The sequence below is a fragment of the Lacibacter sp. H375 genome (assembly GCF_037892425.1).
Taxonomy (GTDB): Bacteria; Bacteroidota; Bacteroidia; order Chitinophagales; family Chitinophagaceae; genus Lacibacter.
Map to the genome: position 1 here is coordinate 4144821 of NZ_JBBKTT010000001.1, position 25660 is coordinate 4170480.

Below are 25660 nucleotides of genomic sequence, written 5' to 3' on the forward strand. Positions count from 1 at the left end.
TTTTGCAACTAAATAAATACCAACTTCAGGGTATTTGTATCTTTAGGATGCATTGTAACTTTCAACCAAAATAACCCAAAATATGAAAGCCTTTGTTTTCATTTTCTCTTTTAACCTTATCCTTTCCTTACAAATTTCCGCACAAACCTGTCTAAGCGGCAACTGCAGCTCCGGCTTTGGCAAATTCAAATACGAGAACGGCGATATTTATGAAGGTGAGTTTTATGATGACAAACGTGAAGGCTTTGGTGTGTACACCTGGAAAACCGGCGAAAAATTTATTGGTGAGAGTCTTGCCAACACGTTCAGTGGATTTGGGGTTATGGAGTTTAAAGATGGTACTAAATACATCGGCGATTTTAAAAATGGTGAGTTTGATGGTGAAGGTGAGAAAACATTAACCAGCGGTACAAAACAAACCGGCATCTTCGAAAAAGGAAAATATCTCGGCAAAATATCATACTACGGAAAAGCAGTCGGCACCACAGGTTGCCTGAATGGTGATTGTGAAGCTGGTTATGGGATGAAATACTATAGCGGTAACGACCGCTATTTTGGCTATTTTAAAAACGGTAAGCGTGATGGTTATGGCGCTTATTACTGGGATGATGGCACCCGTTGGGTTGGCCAATTTGAACAAAATCTGTTAACAGGTTATGGCACCTATTTCTTTATCACCGGCGAAAAGTATGTAGGTTATTTTATTGACAGCAAGCGGAACGGCTGGGGTATTAATTACGACCCAAATACAGGTGTAAAGAAAATTGGTTTTTGGAGTGATAACAATCTGATCACACCAAAATCATCATTGGTAAAAACAGGCGGTGCTACAGGTTGCATCAGTGGCGATTGTAAAAATGGCTATGGTAAATACGTTTACAACAACGGCTACTACGAAGGTTATTTTAAAAATGGCTACCGCAATGGTCAAGGCAAATACTACTTTGATATAGGCGATTTCTATTCAGGAAATTTTGATGACAATAAATTTAACGGCAAGGGCACTTATTACTACACAAATGGTGAACGATATACCGGCGAATGGAAAGATCAGCGTACACATGGAAAAGGTGAGCTCGTTCAGTTTGATGGTACATTGAAGATCGGTTATTGGAAAGAAGGTACTTACCAGGATAAAACCACGCCACCACCCGGCTACGATGCATGGGTGCGAAACAATTACCAAATTGGCACAGGCTCCGGAACAATTGCTTCAAACAACAATACGCCAACAAATACAAACAATAACAAACCTGTTGTTACAAACCCAACCAATACAAAACCTAATACTAGCGGAAACACAACTACCGGAACAAATAAACCGAGTGGCAACAATACAAATCCGACCAATAACAACAAGCCAAATAATAATACCCCTAACAACAATGTTGTTACCACAGGTTCAAATACCAGTGGTTTAGTTACCACGAACTTCAAAAAGAAAATGGCTCTTATTATTGGTAACCAATCTTATCAATACACTACCGCACTGAAAAACCCGAAGAACGATGCCCGTTCAATGGCACAAGTGTTACGTTCATGCGGATTTGAAGTGATTGAAGTAATTGACGGTAGTGCATCCCAAATGAAAACAGCCATCCGTGATTTTGGTGCAAAGATCATAGGGGCAGATGTGGCATTGTTTTATTACTCCGGACATGGCATGCAGGTTGATAACTTTAACTATATCATCCCAGTCGATTTCAGGTTGCAGACAAAAGCCGATATCAAAGAAGATTGTCCCAACATTAACTGGGTGTTGAACAGGATGGAAAATGCAGCAACAAAATTGAATATTGTTATTCTTGATGCCTGCCGCAACAATCCATTTGATCGTGGTTCGTTTGGTGAAGATGATGCAAATGAAGGATTAGCTTCTATTACTCCACCCGACAATACGGTGATTTCTTTTGCAACAGATCCTGGTTCCGTTGCAAGTGATGGCGTTGCCGGCACCAATGGATTGTACACAGGCTCGTTGATCAAATACATTGCATCACCCAACATGCAACTGGAGAATGTGTTTAAATTAACCGGTCGTGAAGTGAGAGAAAAATCAAGCGGTAAACAAAAACCCTGGCTCAATACAAACTTCTACGACATTTTCTATTTTAAAATGCAGTAACTTTTTCGAAAGAATGTTTTCATGAGTCAATCAACACTCGATGCAGATTACTGGAGTAACCGTTATCAGCAACAGCAAACGGGTTGGGATATTGGCTATGGCTCCACTCCTCTTGTTGAATACCTGCAATCATTAAAAGATAAAAGCATTTCCATACTCATCCCGGGCTGTGGAAATGCTTATGAAGCTGAGTGGTTGCTGCAACAAGGGTTTACCAATGTAACTGTGCTCGATATTTCACCTGTTCTTACCGCTGCATTAGAAGAAAGATTCAAAGGACAGCCCATCAAGATTATTACGGGTGACTTCTTTGAACACCAAGGACAGTATGATCTTATTCTTGAACAAACTTTCTTCTGCGCACTCGATCCTTCATTACGCAGCAAGTATGTAGAACATATGGGACAACTGCTGAAACCCGATGGTAAACTCGTTGGTGTTTTATTTAATAAGGAATTTGAAGGTGGGCCTCCTTTTGGTGGCAGCAAAGAAGAATACGAACAGCTCTTCAACAAACATTTACTCATAAAAAAAATGGAGCTGTGTTACAACTCCATTCCGCCACGTAAAGGCTCTGAATTATTTTTTAGTGCTGGTAAAGCTTAACTTCTCCTCTACCCATTTCACGCAAATAAGCCACGTGTGATGCAATAGCCATACGCATCTTGGGATATTCAATATACTCCACATTAAACTCCTGGCAGGTTTGCTTAATGATGCGGCTGATAGCGGGATAATGTACATGCGAAATTTTTGGAAACAGGTGATGCTCCACCTGGAAATTCAATCCACCAACCAGCATAGAGATCAATTTATTTCTTGTAGCAAAGTTTGCTGTTGTTTTTAACTGGTGAATAGCCCACTCATCCTGCAGGCGACCATCTTCTTCACTTGGCATCGGGAAATGTGTATGCTCAACTGTATGCGCCAACTGAAACACAATACTGATCACCACACCCGCAAACAATGTAGTTACAAGGAATCCAACTAACCAGGGAACAAATCCTGCAAAGTAAATTGGTATACCAACAAAAATGATCAGGTGAACTAATTTGAACGACCAGAAAACAACATGATCTTTCACTTCCATTTTCTTTAATGGCATGTTACCGATCTTTTGCTTAAAATATTTCTGATAGTCCATTACAAATATCCAAAGGATGTAAAGCAACGCATATAAGAACCAGAAATAGTAATGCTGGTATTTATGCAGCTTGTATTTTTTCTGTGTGCTGCTCATACGCAACCACGGCTGAATATCGATATCATCATCTACCCCATCAATATTGGTATAAGCATGATGAATTATGTTGTGTTTGAAATTCCACATAAAGCTGCTGCCACCTAACATGTTCAATGAAAACGCAGCCATCATATTTACAACCTTATTCGTGCTGAAACTTCCGTGTGCTCCATCGTGCATTACATTAAAACCAATTGCTGCGATCAATCCGCCTAACACAATTGACTCAGCTACACCAAGCCACCAAACCGGAGTAAAGAAAACCAGGTGAACATAAACAGCAATCAATGCAACACCAAAACCGATTGCTTTGAAATAGAGGCTGAAATTTCCTGTTGGCTTCTTTCGTTGTTCTTCGAAGTAAGAATTTACCCTTCTCTTTAGTTCTGTGTGGAAGGATTGTGCCTTAACGGCAAATTTAGGAGTGCTCATTGTACAAAAAAATAATTGCACGAAGGTAACGATTCTCGTCCTTTTAACCTCTAAACTGTTGAAGAATGACAGAGGATTAACAGTAACATCTACAAACAAGCATTAGGTGCTCACTTGAATTAATGCATCGAACGTGTTGATACCTATGCGTTTCTCTGTAATAAACCCTTCGCCGTACTCCACACCAATGCGTTTACCAAACATCTTATGGCGGCTGATGATTGTTTCAAAATAAGCTGGTGTGGATATATATGTCTGTGGTTCATCATTACCGGGATTGGGATTGTGAAACTGTGTGCCGTATGCTTTGATGCTTTCTACTTTACGATCGAACACCGAACTGATATCAAATATAAAATCAGGTTCTGCATAACGATCCTGGATATAATGAAACACATACTTTGGTCGCCACGCCTGTTGTGCTTCACCATTAATGCTGGTTTCTATTTTGCGAAGACCAGATAAAAAACTTGCATCAGACACCAGTTTTGATGAACGGCCATGATCCGGATGACGATCGACCAATGCATTACAAATAACAATTTCCGGTTGGTATTGACGTATCTTTTGAATGATCTGCAGTTGATGTTCTTCATTGTTCTGAAAAAAACCATCACGCATACCTAAGTTCTCTCTTACATGCACACCCATGATCTTTGCTGCAACAGCTGCTTCTTCTTTTCTTGTTTCGGCTGTACCTCTTGTACCAAGCTCACCACGTGTAAGATCGATCACACCAACTTTTTTCCCGTTGTTGATTTCTACCATTAATGTTCCGGCGCAACTCAATTCAACATCATCGGGGTGAACACCAAATGCGAGTATATCTAATTTCATCTAATAAAATTTTGGACTGTGAAAGTAGCAAATAAGCAGACACATACAAGAAGATGGAATCCAGTTAACAATCTATTATGTGGAAAACAATAAAGTTACCTGCCTGCTGAAGCCCTAACAGTAGTTGTAGTATAACCCGGCGCACCATAATACATCCGGTCAATTTCAAGCACAATATCTTCGATCTGTTTATCGAATTTATCATCGGTTGGGTTCCAGCCCTGCTTTAAACTTGTGCCTGCAAAGAACATCAGCGTTTGATAAAAACCTGCTGTAAAACCGCCTTTCATTTCATGGACAATTTCATAACAGTTATTACCTGTCTGGCGGTTGATCAGTTTCATCAACACCTTGCCCTGGTAAATAGAAAGATCAGTTACTTTATCGGTGAAGCTTGAACGCAATTCTTTTTCCCTTGACTTGATGTATTTCTTGCGTTCAGATTTACCGCTGATATTTTCAAGATGTTTGTTTACATCATTCATCACCACACCTGCTGAACGTGCATAAGGATAAGTGAGATAAACAGCATTTCTTAACCTCGTCCAGTTGGCCCAATACTTTGCTGCATCCTTTGGATTACCACCCCATACCAATACTTCACCTATTTCCCTGCCACCAATGATCTCGCCATTAATCAACATGGCTTTCACATAAATGGTATCGTTTACACCGTATTCTGTTTTAATAACCTGTTTGGGAGAAGTTGAATCGGGATGTGGAGGTAAAACCTCCTGCGCATAAAGAGAACTGTTGCTTAACAGGAAGCATAAAAGGAGTACAGATAAACATGATATACACTTGCAGCTCTTCATCGACAATGTAAATTAAGCATTCTACCTTGTTAATACAACAGACAGGAAGAATGTAACCGATGCTGCCTTGTGAAGATTTTCTTAATTTATTGTCACGGAAACACAGAATAAATCGGCAAAAATCGTTTCAATCTGCCTCATCTTCTTTATCAGCGACTCTATTAAACAGATTTCAACTCGGCCTTCCTGTTTTTCTGAATATGATTCCAGCTTGCCAGCAAAAAGCCAAAGGTCATTAGTAAAATACCAAACCACAATACATTTATCGCCGGAAACTGGTAAGCTTTTAGTGTTACATATTGCAATACTGCGTTACTTTCCTTCACCCCAAGTTTAATACCATCAGCTTCAGCTCCGCTGAATGCCAATACCAGGCTTTGCGAAATAACTGTATCAGCCACGGGCATAATATTGTTACCACGCAGGATCAACAATGGTTCGGCGCTGTAACGGCTGCTGTCTTTTGCATAAACTGTAATTGATGCAGCAAAAACTGAATCAGATGATTCGTAAGGAATATTCTTGCGCTTAATATCACGACCAACATTATCCAACACTAAAAATCCTTGTGAATAAAAGACAGTATCACCCGGCTTAATCTTATGTTCTTTAAACGAAGATGTGTCTTTATTTTTATCAGGGTTGGGCAATGAAGTGATGTAGGTAAACACATCTTTATGCAGATAATGTTTGCTATCAGGATTTGCCATGATGCCTTCGTTGCCTTTGAAGTTTACGAATGCATCAGGATACAACGTAAATCCTTCCTCAGAATTCTTATACTTGAAATGAATTTTGAAATACTGCTTGGGATCTGATGGATGCGTTGAATCGCCGAGATAAGTGACCATGTACTTACCCATATCTGTTGCTATCCCTTTTACAAGTGTTAAATTCTCAGCAGGGTTCTCTTTACTCTCTTCGCCAAAATTCACCATAATACCACTTGTGTTCCAGCTGATCACCTCTTTCTTTGAAGAAGAGATAAGTATACCCAGCAAGGTCAATCCAAAACCAACGTGTGCAATGGATGCACCGGCCTTGATCATCTTTCCTTTAATACCGGTAAAGATGTACATGGCGTTTGCAATCACTCCAAACACAGCTGCAAATATGCTGAAATGAATCACAGTGAGATAACCGATACCGTATTTGTTATAATTAATGTCGCCAAAAATGCTGATGCTTAACGAAGCGATCAAAGCAATTAATGCCGGTAGCCAGATTGATTTGATAAATGCGGGTCCGGGTGTTTGTTTATATTTTAAATACTGGCTGATAGCAGTAAGAATCGCAATGACAAAGGAGAAAAGGATAAGTACTTTGTTGTATGAATATTCAATATCCTGTGCAGGCGCATACTTGGTGCCAAATATTTTATTGAATACAGGTAATGAAGTTTTACCAATAATATAAAGTGCGGAGATGAAGAACAACAATGAACCAACAAACAACCAGAACTCTCGTGAGCTGAAGGCTTCTTCTTTATAAACTGTCGGAATTTGCTTATAGCGAATAGCAAACAAAGCCAATGATGGAATAACAAAGATTAAAAGGAAGGTGAGCAATTGAGCATTCATTCCAAGATCAGTAAAAGCATGCACACTCGTATCACCCAAGATTCCGCTACGGGTTAAGAAGGTGGAATAGATGATGAACAGGAACTGAAGTATAAAGAATAAGAAAGTAGCTCGTAAAGAATGACCGGTGTGCTTATAAGCGATCAGCGTATGAATACCACAAATGGCGATTAACCAAGGCACCAGCGATGCGTTCTCTACAGGATCCCATGCCCAGTAACCACCAAAGGTTAAACTTTCATAAGCCCATGCAGCCCCCATCATAATTCCCAAACCGAGAATACCGGCGCTGAAGATTGCCCAAGGACGGGCGGGTAACACCCAGCCGCCAAAATCTTTCTTCCAGAGTCCGGCAATGGCAAAGGCAAACGGCACGATAGTACTCGCAAAACCCAGGAAGAGAACCGGCGGGTGAATGGTCATCCAGTAGTTCTGCAACAATGGATTCAATCCATTTCCATCACGGATAAAGCTCAGGTAGTCGCTACGCAAATGACCTTCTGAATCAAAACCAATCGGGAATTGCTCAGGGCTTAACATGCCTTGGTCACGCATCAACACAAATGGATTACTACCTAGTTTAAAATCGAAGAAGTAAATACCTATCACCATGGTTGCCAATGCAAATTGCATGAAACTAATGGTGACCATTACAGGTGCTTCCCATTTCTTTTCACGCAACATGATAATACCACCTAACACACAATGCCAGAAACTCCAAAGCAGGAAGCTACCCTCCTGTCCTTCCCAAAAACAGGCAAGAATGTATTGCATAGGCAGTTGGTAATTGCTGTGCTGCCAGGCATATTTATATTCGAAACGATGATTGGAAATAATGAAATAGAGTACTGCAAAAATGCCGATGATGGCGATGATCTCGGCAATAAACGACACACGAGCAATCCGTTTCCAACTTTGCTGTACAGACGGTATTTGTGATTGTGTTGCTTTGAAGTAAGCAACGGTTGCCAGTAACGAGGCGACGAATGAAAGAATAGCTAAAAAATTTCCGATCTGTCCGGGCAATAACTGTTCACCTATAAATGGCATGGTTCGGTAATTGGTTCAAAAAAACTATTTCGCAACGTGGGTTAACTCAATATTTATCATTTAGCAACTGTACTGATCTTTGTTTTTTCGTCTTTGTACTTGCTGGGGCATTTAATAAGAATATCATCACACAAAAAAGCACTGTCTGTCATCTTTCCTTTCAGCACCATACGTTCGCTACGTTCCATATCTGTTGGAGGCTTTCCCTTCATGTAAACAACTTTGGTAGATCCTCCTAAAGAATCAACCACATGAAAGGCCAGGTAATTCGGATTTTTAAATGCATCGTATTCGATCTCTTTGCCATTTGCAGTATCAAGCTTGGCGATCAGGTGCAAAAACTTACCCGGCTTGGCTTTTGCTGAATCAATGGTATCGTAGGTTGAAAGGTCACCCATGCTGCTGATAAGTATGCCAATCGCAACGGCAATAACGATTAAGATCAGGATATGTGAGGTCTTCATTCGATGCTTTTTTATTGCAGCCGCAAAGTTAGACCAAAAACAAGTCGCTTTTTGTGATGTTAAACATAAAACACAGATAATTGGATAGATGGCATAATTCCTTGTAACAACTGTTGAGACAAGTGAGCGAACTGCAATTATGTTTCCGATTTGCCTTTCCCAACAATTACTTCAACCACCTTCTTTTACAACTTTCTTCATTGTGCAAAACTTTCCATGCAACTCTTTCAGGTTGTGATAATGTCTATTACCTTTGCGAAGTTTTTCCAAATTGTAACCACATGGCCGATCTATCGGGGTTTGACCCCAACAGCGCAGGTAACCCCAACAATAATATTTTCGGGCTCCCATTTTCAGAAGAAGATGCCGATTTGATCATACTGCCCGTTCCCTGGGAAGTAACGGTAAGCTACAAAGCAGGTACAGCCCGTGCTCCTGAACATATTTTCCGTGCAAGTTTGCAGGTTGATCTGCTCGACAATGACACCAATGATGCCTGGAGAAGAGGTATCTACATGCGTGATGTTGACCGCACAATCCTCCTTAAAAGCGATTATCTCCGTAAAGAAGCAGAACTCTACATTAACTATATATCACAAGGTGAAAATGTGAACGATAACAAGTTCATGTGCAAAACGCTAAAAGAGGTAAACGCCGGCAGCGTATTTCTTAACAACTGGGTGTATGAGCAAACAAAAGCCTTGCTTGATAAAGGTAAGCTTGTTGCATTGCTCGGAGGCGATCATAGCACTCCGCTTGGTTACTACAAAGCAATTGCTGAAAAGTATGGCGATTTTGGTATTCTGCAGATCGATGCGCATTTTGACCTGCGTGAATCATACGAAGGTTTCGTTTACTCACACGCCTCGATCATGTACAATGCGTTGAAAGAAATACCACAGATCAAGAAATTAGTACAGGTTGGCGTTCGTGATTTTGGAGATAACGAGTGGAAGATTGTTTGCGAAAGCAACTCCCGCATCGTTCCTTATTTCGACAGAGACTTAAAAGAACGTATGTATGAAGGGCAAACCTGGAAACAGGTGGTTGATGATATAATTGAACATTTGCCGGCCAAAGTATACATCAGTTTTGATGCCGACGGGCTTGATCCAAAACTTTGCCCACACACCGGCACACCGGTTATGGGTGGACTTGAAACAGAACAGGCTTTCTATTTATTCCGCAAAATCATTAGCAGTGGGCGAAAGCTGATTGGCTTCGATTTGAATGAAGTGGGTATAAGCAGCAATGAGTGGGATGAGAACGTAGGTGCAAGAGTGCTTTACAAACTCAGCAACATGCTGTTGGCTTGTAATCCAAACTAAACATACAACTGTATATCAATGAGAGGTTCATTTTTAATGGGCCTCTTTTTTATGCTAACAGGCGTAAGGAAATATCTTTGAGCTTGTTTGAGATGTTCTTAAAAAAAGAAAGCCAACCCTAAAAAGAGTCGGCCGTTGCTAACCTATGAAAAACACCTACGTGCAATATAGAATAAAAAACAATTCAGCGTGTGGTTGAAAAAGACATTTTAAACTAAGTCAGGAAAAAAATGACAAAACTGTGCCGATTGGGATGTAATACTTAAAAGTGATGGACAAAAAACTGATGTAATAAGTATGGGCAAAAAATAGGCCGTCCCTGGAAAGAGTCGGCCGTTGCTAACCTATGAAAAACACCTATGACACAAAAGAACAGCGAAATTTGATATTCTTTTGTAGTATAAAATATGATATTGGCAATGTTTTTACGTTTTTCACATTTTTTAGCCGGCATTGTGCAAAACCTAAACCCGGTGAAGAGATGATATCTATTTATTTGTTTTATTAACAGTACAAGCTGTATTGTTTGTCCTTGAAATACAAATTGTCACTTAGCATTCCCAACAACAGTGCGGCCAATGTATAAATTCATATGCTGTATCTTTATCCTGCCATGAACACATATCGTATTCCCATTTTCTTTGAACCGTTTGAAAAACAAAAAAAAGCAGCCCGTCTTTTACATTTACTGGCTGGGTTTTTAATGATTGCAAATGCATGGGGCGAATTCAAGACCCCTACTCCGGGTTTATTTTTTGTTGTGGTACAAGTGTCGGTTGCCTTGCTGATTATTCTCTATGCATTCGTTGGAAAAAAATGGATGGCTGATCAGTCGAGAAGTAATGGCATTTTTCGGTTATTGGGAGCCGTGGTTCTGTTTTATGCTGCATGGCATTTCTTGCAATTAAACGAAGGAATGAGAGCCGTGCTTCAGTTCTTTGCAGGTGGAGGCCTCCTGTTCCTCTTCTTTACCGAACGAAAGATCTTTTCACCCTGCTATATCACAATTGATGAAAAGGGTGTGCACACACCTGATAACCTGAAACAGCGACTAATTGAATGGAAGAATATTGACAACATGATTGTCAAGAACGATTTTGTTTCCATCAACACCGTTCAGAACCAATTCATACAATACGAAACCGGTGCTGTATTGAGCGAAATTCAAATGGATGAGACGAATGCCTATTGCAGGGAGCAGTTTACAAAAAAGTAATGCGCTTGAAACCTAGTTGCAATTTATATGCAACCAACTTCCAGGTATTTTAAAATATCTTTGCTTTGTTGAAAAAGGCTATCTGTATATTATTTCTGGGAGCGTATCTCATTTCCTCAACAGAGCTTCGTCAGTTGTTGAAGTTTCCGTTGCTGATCAAACATTACAACGAACACAAAGAACAAAATAAAGATCTCGGCCTGCTTCAATTCCTTGCCATGCATTATAATGATGAGGATATTATTGATCTTGATTACAGCAAGGATCAGCAATTGCCATTCAAATCACAAGGCGGATATACCGGTGCTGTATTGAGTGTATTTGAACCTACTCCTTTTTATTCATTGATACCTAAAGTTGAGACCGCACTGCCAGTAGCACATGCTATCAGCAACGAAAGTTTTATCAGCTCCACGTTTCGTTCTTCTATCTGGCAACCGCCCAAAGCCTGTTAAGTAATATCAATTTTATTTTTTCAGTTAGCTTTTCTTGAAGTAAAGAAAGGTTATTGCTGTATTACTTATGCTCTAAACAAAACAGGTAATGCTGAATGCCATTATACGGTTTTCCGTAAAAAACAAACTTATTATCGGGTTACTCATCATTGGTCTTATTGGCTATGGTAGTTATGAAATTACAAGACTGCCCATTGATGCTGTTCCGGATATTACCGATAACCAGGTGCAGGTAATTACCGTTGCGCCTTCGTATGGAGCAACAGATATTGAACGGCTCATCACTTTTCCTATTGAGCAGGTAAACAATAATATTCCCGGCTTAGTGGAGATCAGGAGTTTCTCCCGTTTTGGTTTATCACTTGTAACAATTGTGTTTGATGATAAAACCGATGTGTACTGGGCACGCCAACAGGTAGCCGAACGTTTGCAAAAAGTAAAAGATATTATTCCGAAAGAGATCGGCACACCTGAACTTGCGCCGGTAACAACGGGACTTGGTGAGATCTATCAATACGTTGTTCGTCCTGAAAAAGGTTACGAGAATAAATACGATGCAACGGAGTTACGCACGATCCAGGATTGGATCGTGCGTCGTCAGCTGTTAGGTGTACAGGGTGTTGCTGAAGTAAGCAGCTTCGGCGGAAAATTAAAACAGTACAGTATTGAAATTGATCCGGCAAAACTATTCTCTTATAACATCACCATCAGCGATGTATTTACTGCACTCGAAAAAAATAACCAGAACACCGGTGGTGCTTATATTGAAAAAGGTGCAACGGTACTGTATATACGAAGTGAAGGTCTTGCCGGAAGCCAGGAGGATATTGGCAACATCTCCATCAAACGCACAAACAGCGGTGCACCTTTATTTATCCATGATGTTGCAGAAGTGAAAATTGGTCATGCTACACGTTATGGTGCCATGACGTTTAATGATGAAGGCGAAGTGGCGGGTGCAGTTGTAATGATGTTGAAAGGTGCCAACAGCAGCGAGGTGATCAGGAATGTAAAAGACCGTATTGAACAAATACAAAAAACATTGCCTGAAGGCGTTAAGATTGAAGCATTTCTCGACCGCACAAAAATGGTGGGCCATGCAATAGGTACAGTGAAAACTAATTTGCTGGAGGGAGCATTGATCGTTGTATTTGTACTTGTATTGTTTCTTGGAAATTTCAGGGCAGGTATCCTGGTAGCATCCGTTATTCCATTGGCGATGTTGTTTGCTGTTATCATGATGAATATGTTTGGTGTGAGTGGTAACCTGATGAGTTTGGGTGCCCTTGATTTTGGTTTGATCGTTGATGGTGCAGTGATCATTGTTGAAGCGGTGATGCACCAATTAAGTCATAGTAAGAAATTCAACAGCACCTATCGGTTAACAGGTGAACAAATGGATGCTGAGGTAAATCACAGTGCGAGTAAGATGATGAACAGTGCAGTGTTTGGACAGATCATTATTCTCGTTGTGTATCTACCCATCTTCACGTTACAGGGCATTGAAGGAAAAATGTTCAAACCAATGGCACAAACAGTTGCGTTTGCATTGCTCGGAGCATTTATTCTTTCGCTCACTTACATACCTATGATGAGTGCGTTGTTCCTCAGCAAGAAAATTCATCATAAACAAAACCTGTCAGATAAATTTATGATCTGGCTTGAACGCATCTATCAATCTGCATTGGATAGAGTACTCAACTTTCCAAAGACTGTTCTAGCAGCGGCGCTGTTATTGTTTGCATCATCAATCCTGATCCTCCGTTCACTTGGTGGCGAATTTATTCCTGCACTCGAAGAAGGTGATTTTGCGATTGATACAAGAGTATTGACCGGAAGCAATCTGCAAACAACAATTGATTACACGCAGAAAGCAGCACACATTCTTAAAACAAGATTTCCTGAAGTGGAGAAAATCGTTACTAAGATCGGGAGTGGTGAAGTACCCACCGATCCAATGCCAATGGAAGCAAGTGACCTGATGGTGATCTTAAAAGACAAAGATGAATGGACCTCAGCCAAAACCTTTGATGAACTGGCAGAAAAAATGGGTGATGCATTGAAAGATGTACCCGGCATTACCACAGGTTTTCAATATCCGGTACAAATGCGTTTCAATGAATTGATGACCGGCGCAAGACAGGATGTAGTATGTAAAATTTTTGGCGAAAATCTTGATTCGCTGGCACATTATGCTCAAAAACTCGGGAAGATCATTAACACTGTTGAAGGTGCAAAGAGTTTGTATGTTGAAACCGTGAATGGTTTACCACAAATCATTATTCAATACAACCGTGCTGCTATTGCACAATACAACTTAAGTATTGCTGATATAAACAAAGTTGTCAATACTGCTCTCGCCGGGCAAAGTGCGGGTATGTTGTTTGAAGGTGAAAAGCGTTTTGATATTGTTGTACGTTTAAAAGGCGATCAGAAAAAAGACGTAAAAGATATTCAGCAACTGCTCATCCCTACTCCATCAGGTTCGCAGATTCCGTTATATCAACTGGCGAATGTAGAAATTAAAGAAGGCCCAAATCAGATCCAACGTGAAGATGCCAAACGACGGATTGTTGTTGGCTTCAACGTTCGTGGTCGTGACGTGCAAAGTATTGTGAACGAATTACAGAAAAAAACAGAACAACAATTAAAGCTACCTGCCGGCTATTATATAACCTACGGTGGTGCATTTGAAAATTTGAATGAAGCTAAACAGCGGCTGATGATCGCTGTACCTGTTTCGCTCCTGCTCATTTTTGTATTACTCTATTTTGCTTTTGGTTCTGTAAAACAAGGATTACTCATTTACTCAGCTATTCCGTTATCTGCTATCGGCGGCATTCTATTTCTTGCGATGCGTGGGATGCCGTTCAGTATCAGTGCAGGTATTGGTTTCATTGCGTTGTTTGGTGTGGCTGTATTAAATGGCATAGTACTGATCGCTGAATTTAATCGATTGCGGACAGAAGGTTTAACTGATGTTCGAAGGATTGTATTAATGGGCACCAAGATCCGGTTACGTCCGGTGTTGATGACAGCTTCTGTTGCATCGCTTGGTTTTTTACCAATGGCATTAAGCGATGGTGCAGGTGCGGAAGTACAACGCCCACTCGCCACTGTTGTAATTGGAGGTTTGATCATTGCCACCTTCCTCACTTTATTTGTATTACCTGTGCTTTATATCATTTTTGAAAAAGGAATCAAAATGAAAAAGAAAAAAAACAGTGTGCCGTTAAGTATTTTGTTATTGTTGTTCTTCTTGCATGGGACAGCAACTGCACAAACACCAATCAGCCTGCAGGCAGCAATTGACACAGCAGTAAAAAATAATTTAATTTTGAAGAATGAGCAATTAGTTGCGCAATACAAACAATTACTCATACCATCAGCTTCGGTTGTGCCGCAAACAACTGTGCATGCTGAGGCAGGACAATTCAACAGCATTTACACTGATACAAAGTTTGGCTTATCACAAAGCTTCAGTTTTCCAAAAGTGTACAACACCCAAAAAGAATTGCTACGGGAAGAATGGAAAAACAGTTCGCTTTTTACAGCAGTAAAAGAAAAAGAATTGAAGCAACAGGTGCAATCAGTTTTTTATCAACTCGCATGGCTGCAGGAAAAAGAAAAACTGCTGCAATATGCCGACAGCCTGTTTACTGATTTTTACAAACGTACCGAACTACGTTTACAAAAAGGTGAAAGCAATATCCTGGAAAAAGCAACTGCAGAAACGCAACTGGGGCAAATAAATATCCAACGCAAACAACTGCAACACGATAAAGCTGTATTGCAATTACAATTTCAGATACTGCTCAATACAACTACTGCTTTTATACCTGCGGTGCAAACGTTGAAGATGCCTGTTCAGATCATAAGTGCTGAGTTCAGTTCGCATCCATCGATCATACTTGCGCAGCAGCAGGAACGCATTGCTGATGCAACCATTGAAGCAGAACAATCGAAACTGTTGCCTGAACTTTCATTGGGAGTTTTCAGTACAAGTATTAAAGGTATTGGTGCCGATGATAAATATTACAGTAGTGCAAAACGTTTTCAATCGGTACAATTAGGAGTTGGCATTCCTGTTTTTGCCAGAGCACAAAAAGCAAAGATCAACAGTGCGCAGTTCAGTAAGCAGATTGCTGCTAATCAAACAGCCATCAGCCTGCAAACACTTTCAAGCAATTATCAGAAAACGCTTGCATTGTATAAACAGCATAACGAAACTGTCACTTATTTTGAAAACACGGGATTGAAAAATGCTTCCCTTATCATTGAAACTGCAAACAAACAATTCAGCAGCGGTTTAATCAATTACCTCGAGTGGTTTATGCTGGTGAATCAAGCCACGGCTGTAAAGAACGATTATTTTGATGCAGTGCGGAATCTCAACGAAAGCATTATTCAACTCAACTATTACAACAACCAATAAACGAACGATCATGAAATATTCAATCCTGTCTATATCACTTCTGCTGTTGTTTGCCTGTAGTAGTAAGAATAAAACACAAGGAACAGAAACGCCTACACTTCAAGAAACAAGCATCACACTTACTGATGCTCAATTAAAAAATGCAGCACTTGAATTGGTGCAGGTGCAGCAACGTTCTGTCTCTTCAATTTTAAAACTCAATGGACGAATTGATGTGCCGCCGCAGAATATAGTTTCCATCAGCGTGCCGTTGGGTGGTTATCTGAAATCAACAAAGTTGTTGCCCGGTATGCATTTAAGGAAAGGTGAAGTGATCGCTACTGTTGAAGATCAGCAATACATTCAGTTGCAGCAAGATTATTTAACTGCTAAAGCAAGGATCGGTTTTACAGAAGCGGAATACCTGCGTCAAAAAGAACTGAACGAAAGCAAAGCCAGCAGCGATAAAGTATATCAACAGGCTGAATCAGAATTTAAAAGCCAGAAAATACTCATCAGTGCATTGGGAGAAAAACTGAAACTGGCCGGCATCAACACCAATCAACTTACAGAGCAAACGATCACCCGCAGTATTCAACTGCACTCCCCTATTGCTGGATATGTATCGAAAGTAAATGTGAACATCGGCAAGTATGTTGCACCTACTGATGTTTTATTTGAATTGATCAACCCAACCGATATACATCTTGCATTGACCGTATTTGAAAAGGATGTGAATAAACTTTTTATCGGGCAGAAACTTGTGTCTTATACCAATAATGATCCCGGCATCAAACATCATGGTGATATCATCTTAATTGGAAAAGACCTGGGGCCCGACCGCAGCACAGAAGTGCATTGCCATTTTGATGACTACGATAAAACACTCATCCCCGGAACTTACATGAATGCAGATATTGAAGTACAGAATAAAGCCGCTTGGGTTTTACCTGAAGATGCTGTGGTTCGTTTTGAAAACAAACAATACATATTCGTTAAAAAGACGGATAAAACATTTGAGCTGCTGGAAATACAACCGGGCGCTACCGAAAACGGATTCACTGAAATACTGAATACAGAAAATTTGCAACAAAAACTAGTAGTAGGTAAAGGAGCTTACACACTATTGATGAGCCTGAAGAATAAAACAGAAGATTGATCTTAGATTATTATGCACATCGTTCCATACTTTTTAACGGCAGGATCTAAATCAAAAATGATTTGCATCCTGCCATTGACAACATACAATCCAATGTGACATAAGTCACATTGGATTACTTCATTTATATATTGTTGTACCTTTATAAAAATCTAAACATACCGTGTACAATAAAAACTGTGTACCAGCGTATAAAGATTGAAACACTCCCCACCAATTTCTATTTCTGTTTAAAGTCAATACCACTGCAGTTTGCTGCCTGGTAATTGGAATTTTATTTCGGTAACTATAACCACATAGCACATGAAAAAAACAATGCGCTTTGGGAGTATAATTGGTATTGCCTGTACTTTTTTCTTCCATGCATGCAAACATCAAATTCCAGTGCCGCCTGATAATGGTAATCCCGGTGGTGTTTCTGGTATACCCGGCACCGTTGGTCGTACTTGCAGTACTGACTCCGTTTATTTTGCGAATGATATTTATCCGCTCATCAGCTCAACATGTGCGATGGCGGGTTGTCATGATGCCATTACTCATGTAGAGGAAATCAATTTGTCCACTTACAACAATATCAAAAATTATATCGTTGCAGGAAATGCATCAGAAAGTAAGATTTATAAAACAATCATTAAAACAGATAATGAACGTATGCCACCGCCTCCAATGCCGGCATGGACAACTGAACAAGTAACAAAACTCAGGACATGGATCAATCAGGGTGCAAAAAATAACGCCTGCGACAGATGCGATACAACTGATTATAAATTCAGCACAGCCATCAAACCTTTAATTCAGAACAAATGCCAGGGCTGTCATAATCCTGCTTCATTGGGAGGAGGAATTGATCTGTCAACTTATACAGCAATCAAAGCCGCTGGTTCAAATGGCAAACTCTATGGATCCATTAATTGGTCAGCTGGTTTTATTCCAATGCCGCAAGGCGGATTAAAAATGCCTGAATGTGAAATAAAACAAATCAGAAAATGGATCGATGCAGGCATGCTCAACAACTAAACAAAAAAGTATGAAGCGGATCATCATTTATGTTTTACTCATTTTCAGCAGCTCCTGTTATTACGATGCTGCAGATCTTTTATATCCTGCCAGTGGCGTTTGTGATACCACTGCAACATCGTATTCGCAAAAAGTTGTGCCCTTGCTGCAACAACATTGTTACAGCTGCCATTTGAGTGCCTCATCTGGCGGTGGTATAATGATGGGTACTTATTCCGCTGACAAAACTCTTGCAACAAACGGAAAACTTTATGGAAGCATCAGTCATACGGCAGGTTATTCAGCAATGCCAAAAGGCGCAGCGAAAATGACTAACTGTCAAATTGCAATTATCAAACAATGGATCGATGCAGGAACTCCTGCTAATTAATAAAGACAATATGAAAAGAAAACCGATTTTCAGGATCATTCTCCTTCTTATTATTATCGTTGGATCAATAGGCGCTTATTATGCTTACAGGGAGTATAACCGGAAAACAGAAAATGTTGACAATCTTGAAGCTGCATTTGAACTAACAACTGAGGCATTGATCCAGGAGTTTACAGAAAATGAAGAAGCAGCTACACAAAAATATGCCGGTAAAGTACTGCAGGTTGAAGGGCAGTTAAAAACCATCGACGTTGATGATAAGGGAAACTATACTGTTGTTTTAGGCAACCCTGTTTTGCCTTCGTCTGTGAGATGCAGCATTGATACGCTGTTTGCTATTGAGAAAAATAACCTGCAGATCAACATCCCCATAACAGTTAAAGGTATTTGCACAGGTTTTAACGCAGATGAACTGGGACTTGGTTCTGATGTATTACTGAACAGGTGCATCATCGTTCAAAAAGAAACTACTTCACATTAAAATGTTCATATGAAAAAGATACTTTGTTTGCTGATTGTTGTATTCCTTACGGGAATTGTTTCTGCGCAGGACAAATATTTTACTAAAACCGGTAAGATCAATTTCGACGCTACTTCGCCCGGCTCTCCCGAACAGGTTGAAGGCACTCACAAAAGCACTTTATGTGTGCTTGATACCAAAACCGGTAATCTGCAATTCTCTGTTACCATGAAAGGTTTTGAGTTTGAACGTGCTTTAATGCAGGAACATTTCAATGAAAACTATGTTGAAAGTGATCAATTCCCTAAATCGGAATTCAAAGGGATGATCAGCAACAACAGCAGTGTTAATTATACAACCAATGGCGATTACACTGTTTCTGTAAAAGGAAAACTAACCATGCATGGAATTACAAAAGATGTTGAAGCAAATGGAAAGCTTGTTGTCAAAAATGGCAAGATCGCTGCAACATCTGTCTTTACTGTTCTGCTTGCCGATTACAAAATTACCATACCCGGTTTAGTTGCAGATAAAGTTTCCAAGACTGCAAAAATCGTTGTGAATTGTTTGCTCGACCCATTACCTGCTAAATAAACAACTCATTCTTCAATCAACATGAAAAAGAAAACTTATTTCGCAGTTGCTTTACTTTTCCTGATGTTTTCGTTCAAAGCAAAAGCACAGGAAACCGAAGATCTTTTAAGTCTTGTTGATTCGGGAAGCGCAACTAAGACATTCATTAAATCTGCATTCAAATCAACAAGGGTGATCAATGGACATTCGATGGAATTTCTTTCTCCCGGCACTATGGACTTCCGCATACTGCATCGCTTCGGGCAGCTTGATCTGGGATATAAAAACTTCTTTGGATTAGACCAGGCCAGTATGCGCATGGGATTTGATTTTGGATTGTTTCGTAACCTCATGATTGGTGTTGGCAGAAGCACCTACAAAAAAGAACTTGATGGTTATTTCAAATACGCACCCGTTATGCAGTCAACAGGAAGCAACAGTTTTCCAATGACCATCGCTATTGCAGCGGGCATTACCATGAATACTTCTCCATGGGCCGATCCAACGATTAAGAATTATTTTTCTTCACGCCTCGCCTATTATTACCAACTCATACTTGGAAGAAAATTCTCTGAACGTTTTACGCTGCAATTAACGCCAACAATGGTTCACACAAATCTTGTTGCAATGCACACACAACCGAACGATGTATTTGCACTCGGTGCAGGTGCGAGGTTGAAATTGTCGAAACGCATTGCACTCACAGGTGATTATTTCCACTCGTTTAATGGTATAGAGCAGGGCATTAATTATCATCCTTTGTCAATAGGAGTTGATATTGAAACCGGCGGTCACGTGTTTCAACTTCATTTTTCTAATGCCACCGGCATGAATGAGAGAGCCTTTATCAATGAAACGACAACACGCTGGGGCAAAGGTGAGATCAGGTTCGGTTTTAATTTATCGAGAGTGTTTCAGTTGAAAAAGAAACAAAAAACAGATAGCTGAAAGAACAAGCCGTTATTTTTTAAGTAAACTAAAACAGATTATTTTTCCGGCTTTATAAAAAAATCCGCACCTTTTGTGTGGATTTTTTTATGAACGGCATCTCACATCAAAACCTACTGCTATGGTATCACCACTTTCCGTCTCAATTGTGCATCCTGCTTATAGTAATCTGAAAAAGATCAGCCCTATCCTTCATTTCCTTGCCGGTACCGTTTTTATTGCAGCGGCCATTTATGAAATAAGGATGGACAACCGAATTACCGCTTTCTGTGAAATCATCATTGGTATCGATGTAATTGCGCTGGCATTTATGCGTGGTTTTGCTGAAGAATCAACCCGGCTCAATGCTATGTTTCGTCTTATTGAAGTAGTGGTATTTGGCGGATTAGCTATTTTGGCGGGACTCGACCAGGCTTGGATCACGGCGGTTTTAATGTCGCTGGCTACGGGCATGTACTATTATGTATTTCATTGCGAACGCAAGATCATTAACAGCGAACGGGTTGCAGTGCATCATTTGGGCGTCACTATCTCCAATTTCCCGAAGGATAAAGAACTGGATTGGGAGCAGATAAAGCAGCTGGAAGCTCTGCCTCACAGCATTACCATACACACAAACCGTAATAAAACCCTCCGTTTTGAGTTCCAAAAAGCAATTGCTTTCGATGAACTGGAACAAATTCACGAATTTTGCAGACATTATCTGAAAAGTGAATAGTGAATGGTCAATGGTGAATCAGCCAAACCGCACATTCACCATTCACAATTGACAATTCTCTATGGCATTAGAACATTCTCCTTATTTACTTTACTCCGACGGGAACGGAAATATTTTTGAAGACACTTCACTTTACGCAGTAGGTCGTGAAGCGTGGGATGCTTTTCCGATTGATCTTGATAACTGGATGGAACTGCCGGATGGCGGCAATCTTTACGAATTACCCGACCGCAAAGGCATTGGTCTTGATGTAGAGACGGGTGAAATGCGTTTGTGCGAAAAAGGTTGGGCCGTAGCTGCGTTTATTCCTCCGGCACATACCAGTTTGTTTATTGCCGCATTTGAATGTGAGCCTGGCGCTGACACACTCCCGCTTTTCTGTTATACAGCGGTTGGCTGGCATGATGATAAATTTTACGTTCCCGCCATTCGCATTGAACAAGACATTCGCCAGGAATGTGCTGGTTACAACGATGAGAAAATTGAAACAGGTGCTGAGCATCTCATTAAAACCTATCCGCACAATCGTCTTGTAAAACATTTGATGGAGAATTGCTGCAATACGTACAATTGTCCGGCAGCAAGAAATTTTGCAATGAGTCGTTGGGAATGCCCTATTCCTGTTTCACCTGCTTGTAACGCCAATTGCATTGGTTGTATTTCGTTTCAGCCACAGGAAGAACATATTCAAAGTCCGCAGGATCGTTTAACGTTTAAACCAACTCCTGAAGAAATTGTAGAGTTTACTGTTCCGCATTTAGAAACAGCGCCATATCCTATTGTTTCATTTGGACAGGGATGTGAAGGCGAACCATTGTTGATGTGGGAAACCATGCGTGATGCAATTATTGAAATGCGCAAGCATACACAGAAAGGAAGTATCAATATTAATACGAATGGATCAAAACCTGATGCCGTAAAAGTGTTGTGTGAAGCGGGTTTGAATTCTATTCGTGTAAGTACCAACAGTGCACGCAAGCATGTGTACGAAGCATACTACCGTCCTAATAATTATCAATTTGAAGATATCGTTGAGAGCTTAAAAGTGATGAACAGCTATGGCGGCTGGACGAGCATCAACTATTTTGTATTTCCCGGTATCACCGATTGCGTGGAAGAATATGAAGCATTAAGAAAACTGATCAAAGAAACAGGACTGAAAATGATCCAGTGGCGCAATTTCAATATTGATCCTGATTGGTATCTCGGTAAGCTTGGTATTACTGAAACGAGTGAAATACTCGGTGTAAAACAATTCATTGAATTGATCAGAGAAGAGTTTCCTGATCTGAAACATGGTTATTTCAATCCGCCGATTGAACGTATCAAAGGAAATTACGAGGTTGATTTTGCACATTGGTAAACATGGCCGGCACGGTTGAAAACCATCAGACCAACACTCATAACAGGGTTGTCAACTTTTAAAAAGTTGGCAACCCTTAGTTTTTCAGTTTACATTCCGTAAGTTCATGTTCAGTTCATGCAACGCCCCAACCATATCTTACCACTCATTGTGCTGTCGCAATTTGCAGGCACATCGTTATGGTTCAGCGGCAATGCTATTCTTACAGAGATCAGCAAATCATTTCAATTACAGCAAGACGGGTTAGCGATCGTTACATCATCAGTACTCATTGGTTTTATCACCGGTACGTTTTTATTTGCCATCACCGCTATTGCTGATCGGTTTAAACCATCGGTTGTATTTTTTATTTCATCGTTGTTAGCGGCGTCTGCCAACCTGCTTATCCTGTTACCTCAACAGGATTTTTTATTTTTAGTAGCATCAAGATTCTTTGTTGGATTTTTCCTTGCAGGTATTTATCCTGTTGGAATGAAGATAGCCGCCGAGTGGTACGAAAAAGGACTGGGTAAAGCATTGGGTTATCTCGTTGGAGCATTGGTGATGGGCACTGCATTTCCGCATTTGCTAAAACAAGCCGATTGGGATTATAACTGGAAACATGTGTTGATGGTTACTTCATCAGTTGCAGCTACAGGTGGACTTATTATTTTCCTGTTTGTACCACGTGGGCCATTTTATAAAAAAGGCAGCAGCTATTCGTTTGATGCATTTAAAAACAGTTTTCGTTTTCCAAACTTCCGTGCAGCATCATTCGGCTACTTTGGTCACATGTGGGAGTTGTATGCGTTTTGGGCATTTGTTCCTGTGATCCTTGGTCTTTATGCAAAACAAAATGACCCTGCATTGAATGTGCCGATCTGGTCATTCATCATCATTGCAGCGGGTGCAGTTGGATGCGTGGCCGGTGGTTATATCACACTCAAACAAGGAAGTGCAAAAGTAGCCTACGCAGGCATGTTAGTGTCGTTTTGCTGTTGCGTGTTATCCATCTTCAGTTTTGCCATGCCTCCGTTTTTATTTCTTTTCTTTTTATTGATATGGGGCTTTGCCGTGGTGGCTGATTCACCGCAATTCTCCTCTATTGTTGCGCAAACAGCAGTAGCAGAAAACAAAGGTTCAGCCTTAACCATCGTTACCTGTATTGGATTTTCCATTACTGTTGTAAGCGTATATGTGCTGAATCGTTTGTTCGAACAATTCATGCAATCACCTTATGTGTTATTGATCCTTGCACCGGGACCTTTGTTTGGATTATGGAAATTAAGGCCACTGCTGAAGCAGAAGACATTTAATTAAACAGAAGCATTATTTTTCATATGAAATAAGTTCTCCAGCACCAATGCTTGCACTTTGCTGCATTTATATTTGGTCGATGAAGCCAGCCAGCCAAAACCATATTTTACTTGGGATTGTTCTTGCCATTGTTGCCACCATCATCTGGAGTGGCAATTTTATCGTAGCACGAGCTGTTATTAATGACATCCCTCCGGTTACCCTGGCTTTTTTCCGTTGGCTTACCGCCTGCATTCTTCTATTGCCAATTGCGTGGAAACATATCAAACCGTCGTGGCTGATCGTTAAACAAAACAAAGCTTATTTTTTTTGGACGGGCTTAACTGGCATCAGCCTTTTCAACACTTTTGTGTATATCGCCGGACATAGTTCAACAGCAATCAACCTGGCGTTGATTGGTACTACCTCCTCTCCCATCATGTCCATAATATTGGCGCATTACTTTTTGAAAGAACATATTCAATGGAGACGCATCGTTGGCATTGTGTTATGCGTTGCGGGTATCCTGTTCCTGCTAAGTAAAGGGAGCTTTGAGAACCTGCTGCATCTTCAATTTACCAAAGGCGATGGATGGGTTTTACTCGGAGCATTAAGCTTCGCCATTTACAATATTCTTGCACGCAAAAAACCGAAAGAAATCTCAGCAATTGGATTTTTGTTTTTTGTGTTTTGCATCGGCACCGCCCTATTAATTCCTGCCTTTTTTATTGAATCTTCTTATGTAAAGCCTGTGCAATGGACCTGGCAAACAGGTTCAGTGATTCTTTACCTCGGATTGGGAACATCTGTAATCTCTTTTTTAATGTGGAACCGTTCTATTAAAGAATTGGGTGCAGGCAGAACAGCTTTGTTTGGCAACTTAATTCCCATCTTCAGCAGTATTGAAGCGGTCATTATTCTTGGCGAAAAAATAAGTTATATTCACATCATCAGTTTCCTGTTGATCGTTGCAGGACTTGCCGTCGATAACAGTGTACTGTTGAAACGAAAATAACTGGCTGATGAAGAAAGTGATCATCATTGGTGCAACATCCGGTATCGGCAAAGCACTTGCTCTCCGATATCTTAAAGCAGGACATAGCGTTGGCATTACAGGCAGACGTTCACACTTACTCGATGAGATAAAACATCAATATCCGCAACAGACTTTTACTTCAGCATTTGATGTAACAGGCAACGAAAACATTGTTCATCTGGAAGAATTAATTGAACAATTGCAAGGCATGGACCTGTTTATTTACAACAGCGGATATGGAGAAGCAAGTAAGGAATTGAATTGGGCGATGGATAAAAAAACCACGCTCATCAATGTAATTGGTTTTGCTGAAACAACTAATTATGCCTTCAACTATTTTGTAAAACAAGGGCATGGACAAATTGCTGCCATTTCATCTATTGCAGCTTATCTTGGTAACAGCTGGGCCCCCGCCTATGGTGCCAGCAAAGCTTACATGAGTAATTATATGGAGGCGCTAAGTATTAAAGCTTATCGCATGAAGTTGCCGATCTATATGACAGATATTCAACCCGGGTTTGTTCTCACCGATATGGCCAAAGGCAATAAATTATTCTGGATGGCACCGCTTGAGAAAGCCACCACGCAAATGATCGAGGCCATCGAAAAGAAAAAACGCAGAGTGCAGATCACCAAACGTTGGGCTATTGTTGCATGGTTATTTAAATGGCTGCCTTATTCTATTTATAAAAAGCTTTAAGTCAACTGCTAACATTTTCTTAAAAGCTTCACATCTCTTATGCAATGTGGCATGGTTTTCCATCGTTAGGTGTAAAAGAGCT

General features: G+C 40.4%; 22 protein-coding genes. 17 read left to right on the plus strand and 5 right to left on the minus strand.

Going from position 1 to position 25660, the window contains the following annotated elements; translation table 11 throughout:
* Positions 1-82 precede the first annotated feature (82 nt).
* Together WG954_RS17710 and WG954_RS17715 are read left to right on the plus strand one after the other, a co-directional pair.
* Complete coding sequence (locus tag WG954_RS17710; protein WP_340438132.1) at positions 83-2125, plus strand: caspase family protein; 2043 nt, start codon at positions 83-85, stop codon at positions 2123-2125.
* Positions 2126-2146: 21 nt separating this feature from the next.
* The gene (locus WG954_RS17715; RefSeq protein ID WP_340438133.1) at positions 2147-2731 is read left to right on the plus strand and encodes a methyltransferase domain-containing protein; all 585 of its coding nucleotides are present in this window, start codon (positions 2147-2149) and stop codon (positions 2729-2731) included.
* On the opposite strand, the gene WG954_RS17720 is transcribed toward WG954_RS17715, so the two are convergent.
* The 5 genes from WG954_RS17720 to WG954_RS17740 all read right to left on the minus strand — a co-directional run bounded on the left by WG954_RS17720 (position 2712) and on the right by WG954_RS17740 (position 8546).
* Positions 2712-3800: a fatty acid desaturase family protein gene (locus tag WG954_RS17720; protein ID WP_340438134.1), complete on the minus strand. Its 1089-nt coding sequence runs from the start codon at positions 3798-3800 to the stop codon at positions 2712-2714. The genes WG954_RS17715 and WG954_RS17720 overlap by 20 nt on opposite strands.
* 102 nt (positions 3801-3902) lie before the next feature.
* Positions 3903-4637 (minus strand): bacillithiol biosynthesis deacetylase BshB1, encoded by a 735-nt coding sequence (bshB1, locus tag WG954_RS17725; protein WP_340438135.1) that lies wholly within the window; start codon positions 4635-4637, stop codon positions 3903-3905.
* A 95-nt stretch (positions 4638-4732) separates the two neighbouring features.
* Positions 4733-5452 (minus strand): DUF4294 domain-containing protein, encoded by a 720-nt coding sequence (locus WG954_RS17730; RefSeq protein WP_340438136.1) that lies wholly within the window; start codon positions 5450-5452, stop codon positions 4733-4735.
* Between the two features lie 161 nt (positions 5453-5613).
* A complete protein-coding gene (gene ccsA, locus WG954_RS17735; RefSeq protein WP_340438138.1) occupies positions 5614-8082 on the minus strand; it encodes a cytochrome c biogenesis protein CcsA in 2469 nt (822 codons plus the stop codon).
* A gap of 56 nt (positions 8083-8138) precedes the next feature.
* Positions 8139-8546: a cytochrome c maturation protein CcmE domain-containing protein gene (locus WG954_RS17740; RefSeq protein WP_340438139.1), complete on the minus strand. Its 408-nt coding sequence runs from the start codon at positions 8544-8546 to the stop codon at positions 8139-8141.
* A 281-nt stretch (positions 8547-8827) separates the two neighbouring features.
* Between WG954_RS17740 and WG954_RS17745 the strand changes: the two genes are divergently transcribed.
* The 15 genes from WG954_RS17745 to WG954_RS17815 all read left to right on the plus strand — a co-directional run bounded on the left by WG954_RS17745 (position 8828) and on the right by WG954_RS17815 (position 25578).
* Positions 8828-9874 carry an agmatinase family protein gene (locus tag WG954_RS17745; RefSeq protein ID WP_340438140.1) on the plus strand — a complete coding sequence of 349 codons (1047 nt, stop codon included), beginning with the start codon at positions 8828-8830 and terminating at the stop codon, positions 9872-9874.
* Between the two features lie 592 nt (positions 9875-10466).
* Complete coding sequence (locus tag WG954_RS17750; protein ID WP_340438142.1) at positions 10467-11090, plus strand: hypothetical protein; 624 nt, start codon at positions 10467-10469, stop codon at positions 11088-11090.
* Between the two features lie 68 nt (positions 11091-11158).
* A complete protein-coding gene (locus WG954_RS17755) occupies positions 11159-11545 on the plus strand; it encodes a hypothetical protein (RefSeq protein ID WP_340438143.1) in 387 nt (128 codons plus the stop codon).
* An 88-nt stretch (positions 11546-11633) separates the two neighbouring features.
* Complete coding sequence (locus WG954_RS17760) at positions 11634-15980, plus strand: CusA/CzcA family heavy metal efflux RND transporter (protein WP_340438144.1); 4347 nt, start codon at positions 11634-11636, stop codon at positions 15978-15980.
* 10 nt (positions 15981-15990) lie between these two features.
* Positions 15991-17118: an efflux RND transporter periplasmic adaptor subunit gene (locus tag WG954_RS17765; RefSeq protein WP_340438145.1), complete on the plus strand. Its 1128-nt coding sequence runs from the start codon at positions 15991-15993 to the stop codon at positions 17116-17118.
* A gap of 303 nt (positions 17119-17421) precedes the next feature.
* Positions 17422-18135, plus strand: coding sequence for a c-type cytochrome domain-containing protein (locus WG954_RS17770; RefSeq protein WP_340438146.1), 714 nt, complete (start codon positions 17422-17424; stop codon positions 18133-18135).
* 10 nt (positions 18136-18145) lie between these two features.
* Positions 18146-18505, plus strand: coding sequence for a hypothetical protein (locus WG954_RS17775; RefSeq protein WP_340438148.1), 360 nt, complete (start codon positions 18146-18148; stop codon positions 18503-18505).
* A gap of 10 nt (positions 18506-18515) precedes the next feature.
* A complete protein-coding gene (locus tag WG954_RS17780; protein ID WP_340438149.1) occupies positions 18516-18986 on the plus strand; it encodes an OB-fold protein in 471 nt (156 codons plus the stop codon).
* A 9-nt stretch (positions 18987-18995) separates the two neighbouring features.
* Positions 18996-19559, plus strand: a complete 564-nt coding sequence (locus tag WG954_RS17785) for a YceI family protein (protein ID WP_340438150.1) — start codon at positions 18996-18998, stop codon at positions 19557-19559.
* A gap of 21 nt (positions 19560-19580) precedes the next feature.
* The gene (locus tag WG954_RS17790; protein WP_340438152.1) at positions 19581-20486 is read left to right on the plus strand and encodes a DUF5777 family beta-barrel protein; all 906 of its coding nucleotides are present in this window, start codon (positions 19581-19583) and stop codon (positions 20484-20486) included.
* A gap of 121 nt (positions 20487-20607) precedes the next feature.
* A complete protein-coding gene (locus WG954_RS17795; RefSeq protein ID WP_340438153.1) occupies positions 20608-21204 on the plus strand; it encodes a hypothetical protein in 597 nt (198 codons plus the stop codon).
* A gap of 61 nt (positions 21205-21265) precedes the next feature.
* The gene (locus tag WG954_RS17800; RefSeq protein WP_340438154.1) at positions 21266-22567 is read left to right on the plus strand and encodes a radical SAM protein; all 1302 of its coding nucleotides are present in this window, start codon (positions 21266-21268) and stop codon (positions 22565-22567) included.
* 117 nt (positions 22568-22684) lie between these two features.
* Entirely contained in the window at positions 22685-23866 is a 1182-nt protein-coding gene (locus tag WG954_RS17805) for an MFS transporter (protein WP_340438155.1), read from the plus strand.
* A gap of 76 nt (positions 23867-23942) precedes the next feature.
* Positions 23943-24857, plus strand: coding sequence for a DMT family transporter (locus WG954_RS17810; RefSeq protein WP_340438157.1), 915 nt, complete (start codon positions 23943-23945; stop codon positions 24855-24857).
* A gap of 7 nt (positions 24858-24864) precedes the next feature.
* Positions 24865-25578, plus strand: a complete 714-nt coding sequence (locus WG954_RS17815; protein WP_340438158.1) for an SDR family NAD(P)-dependent oxidoreductase — start codon at positions 24865-24867, stop codon at positions 25576-25578.
* Positions 25579-25660: the final 82 nt, after the last annotated feature.

Coding starts and splice junctions, on each gene's coding strand:
- bshB1 (WP_340438135.1), bottom strand. CDS start 4,637: ATGAAATTAGATATACTCGCATTTGGTGTTCACCCCGATGATGTTGAA.
- WG954_RS17790 (WP_340438152.1), top strand. CDS start 19,581: ATGAAAAAGAAAACTTATTTCGCAGTTGCTTTACTTTTCCTGATGTTT.
- WG954_RS17775 (WP_340438148.1), top strand. CDS start 18,146: ATGAAGCGGATCATCATTTATGTTTTACTCATTTTCAGCAGCTCCTGT.
- WG954_RS17760 (WP_340438144.1), top strand. CDS start 11,634: ATGCTGAATGCCATTATACGGTTTTCCGTAAAAAACAAACTTATTATC.
- WG954_RS17715 (WP_340438133.1), top strand. CDS start 2,147: ATGAGTCAATCAACACTCGATGCAGATTACTGGAGTAACCGTTATCAG.
- WG954_RS17770 (WP_340438146.1), top strand. CDS start 17,422: ATGAAAAAAACAATGCGCTTTGGGAGTATAATTGGTATTGCCTGTACT.
- WG954_RS17750 (WP_340438142.1), top strand. CDS start 10,467: ATGCTGTATCTTTATCCTGCCATGAACACATATCGTATTCCCATTTTC.
- WG954_RS17710 (WP_340438132.1), top strand. CDS start 83: ATGAAAGCCTTTGTTTTCATTTTCTCTTTTAACCTTATCCTTTCCTTA.
- WG954_RS17745 (WP_340438140.1), top strand. CDS start 8,828: ATGGCCGATCTATCGGGGTTTGACCCCAACAGCGCAGGTAACCCCAAC.
- WG954_RS17730 (WP_340438136.1), bottom strand. CDS start 5,452: ATGAAGAGCTGCAAGTGTATATCATGTTTATCTGTACTCCTTTTATGC.
- WG954_RS17740 (WP_340438139.1), bottom strand. CDS start 8,546: ATGAAGACCTCACATATCCTGATCTTAATCGTTATTGCCGTTGCGATT.
- ccsA (WP_340438138.1), bottom strand. CDS start 8,082: ATGCCATTTATAGGTGAACAGTTATTGCCCGGACAGATCGGAAATTTT.
- WG954_RS17805 (WP_340438155.1), top strand. CDS start 22,685: ATGCAACGCCCCAACCATATCTTACCACTCATTGTGCTGTCGCAATTT.
- WG954_RS17810 (WP_340438157.1), top strand. CDS start 23,943: ATGAAGCCAGCCAGCCAAAACCATATTTTACTTGGGATTGTTCTTGCC.
- WG954_RS17795 (WP_340438153.1), top strand. CDS start 20,608: ATGGTATCACCACTTTCCGTCTCAATTGTGCATCCTGCTTATAGTAAT.
- WG954_RS17785 (WP_340438150.1), top strand. CDS start 18,996: ATGAAAAAGATACTTTGTTTGCTGATTGTTGTATTCCTTACGGGAATT.
- WG954_RS17720 (WP_340438134.1), bottom strand. CDS start 3,800: ATGAGCACTCCTAAATTTGCCGTTAAGGCACAATCCTTCCACACAGAA.
- WG954_RS17780 (WP_340438149.1), top strand. CDS start 18,516: ATGAAAAGAAAACCGATTTTCAGGATCATTCTCCTTCTTATTATTATC.
- WG954_RS17800 (WP_340438154.1), top strand. CDS start 21,266: ATGGCATTAGAACATTCTCCTTATTTACTTTACTCCGACGGGAACGGA.
- WG954_RS17815 (WP_340438158.1), top strand. CDS start 24,865: ATGAAGAAAGTGATCATCATTGGTGCAACATCCGGTATCGGCAAAGCA.
- WG954_RS17765 (WP_340438145.1), top strand. CDS start 15,991: ATGAAATATTCAATCCTGTCTATATCACTTCTGCTGTTGTTTGCCTGT.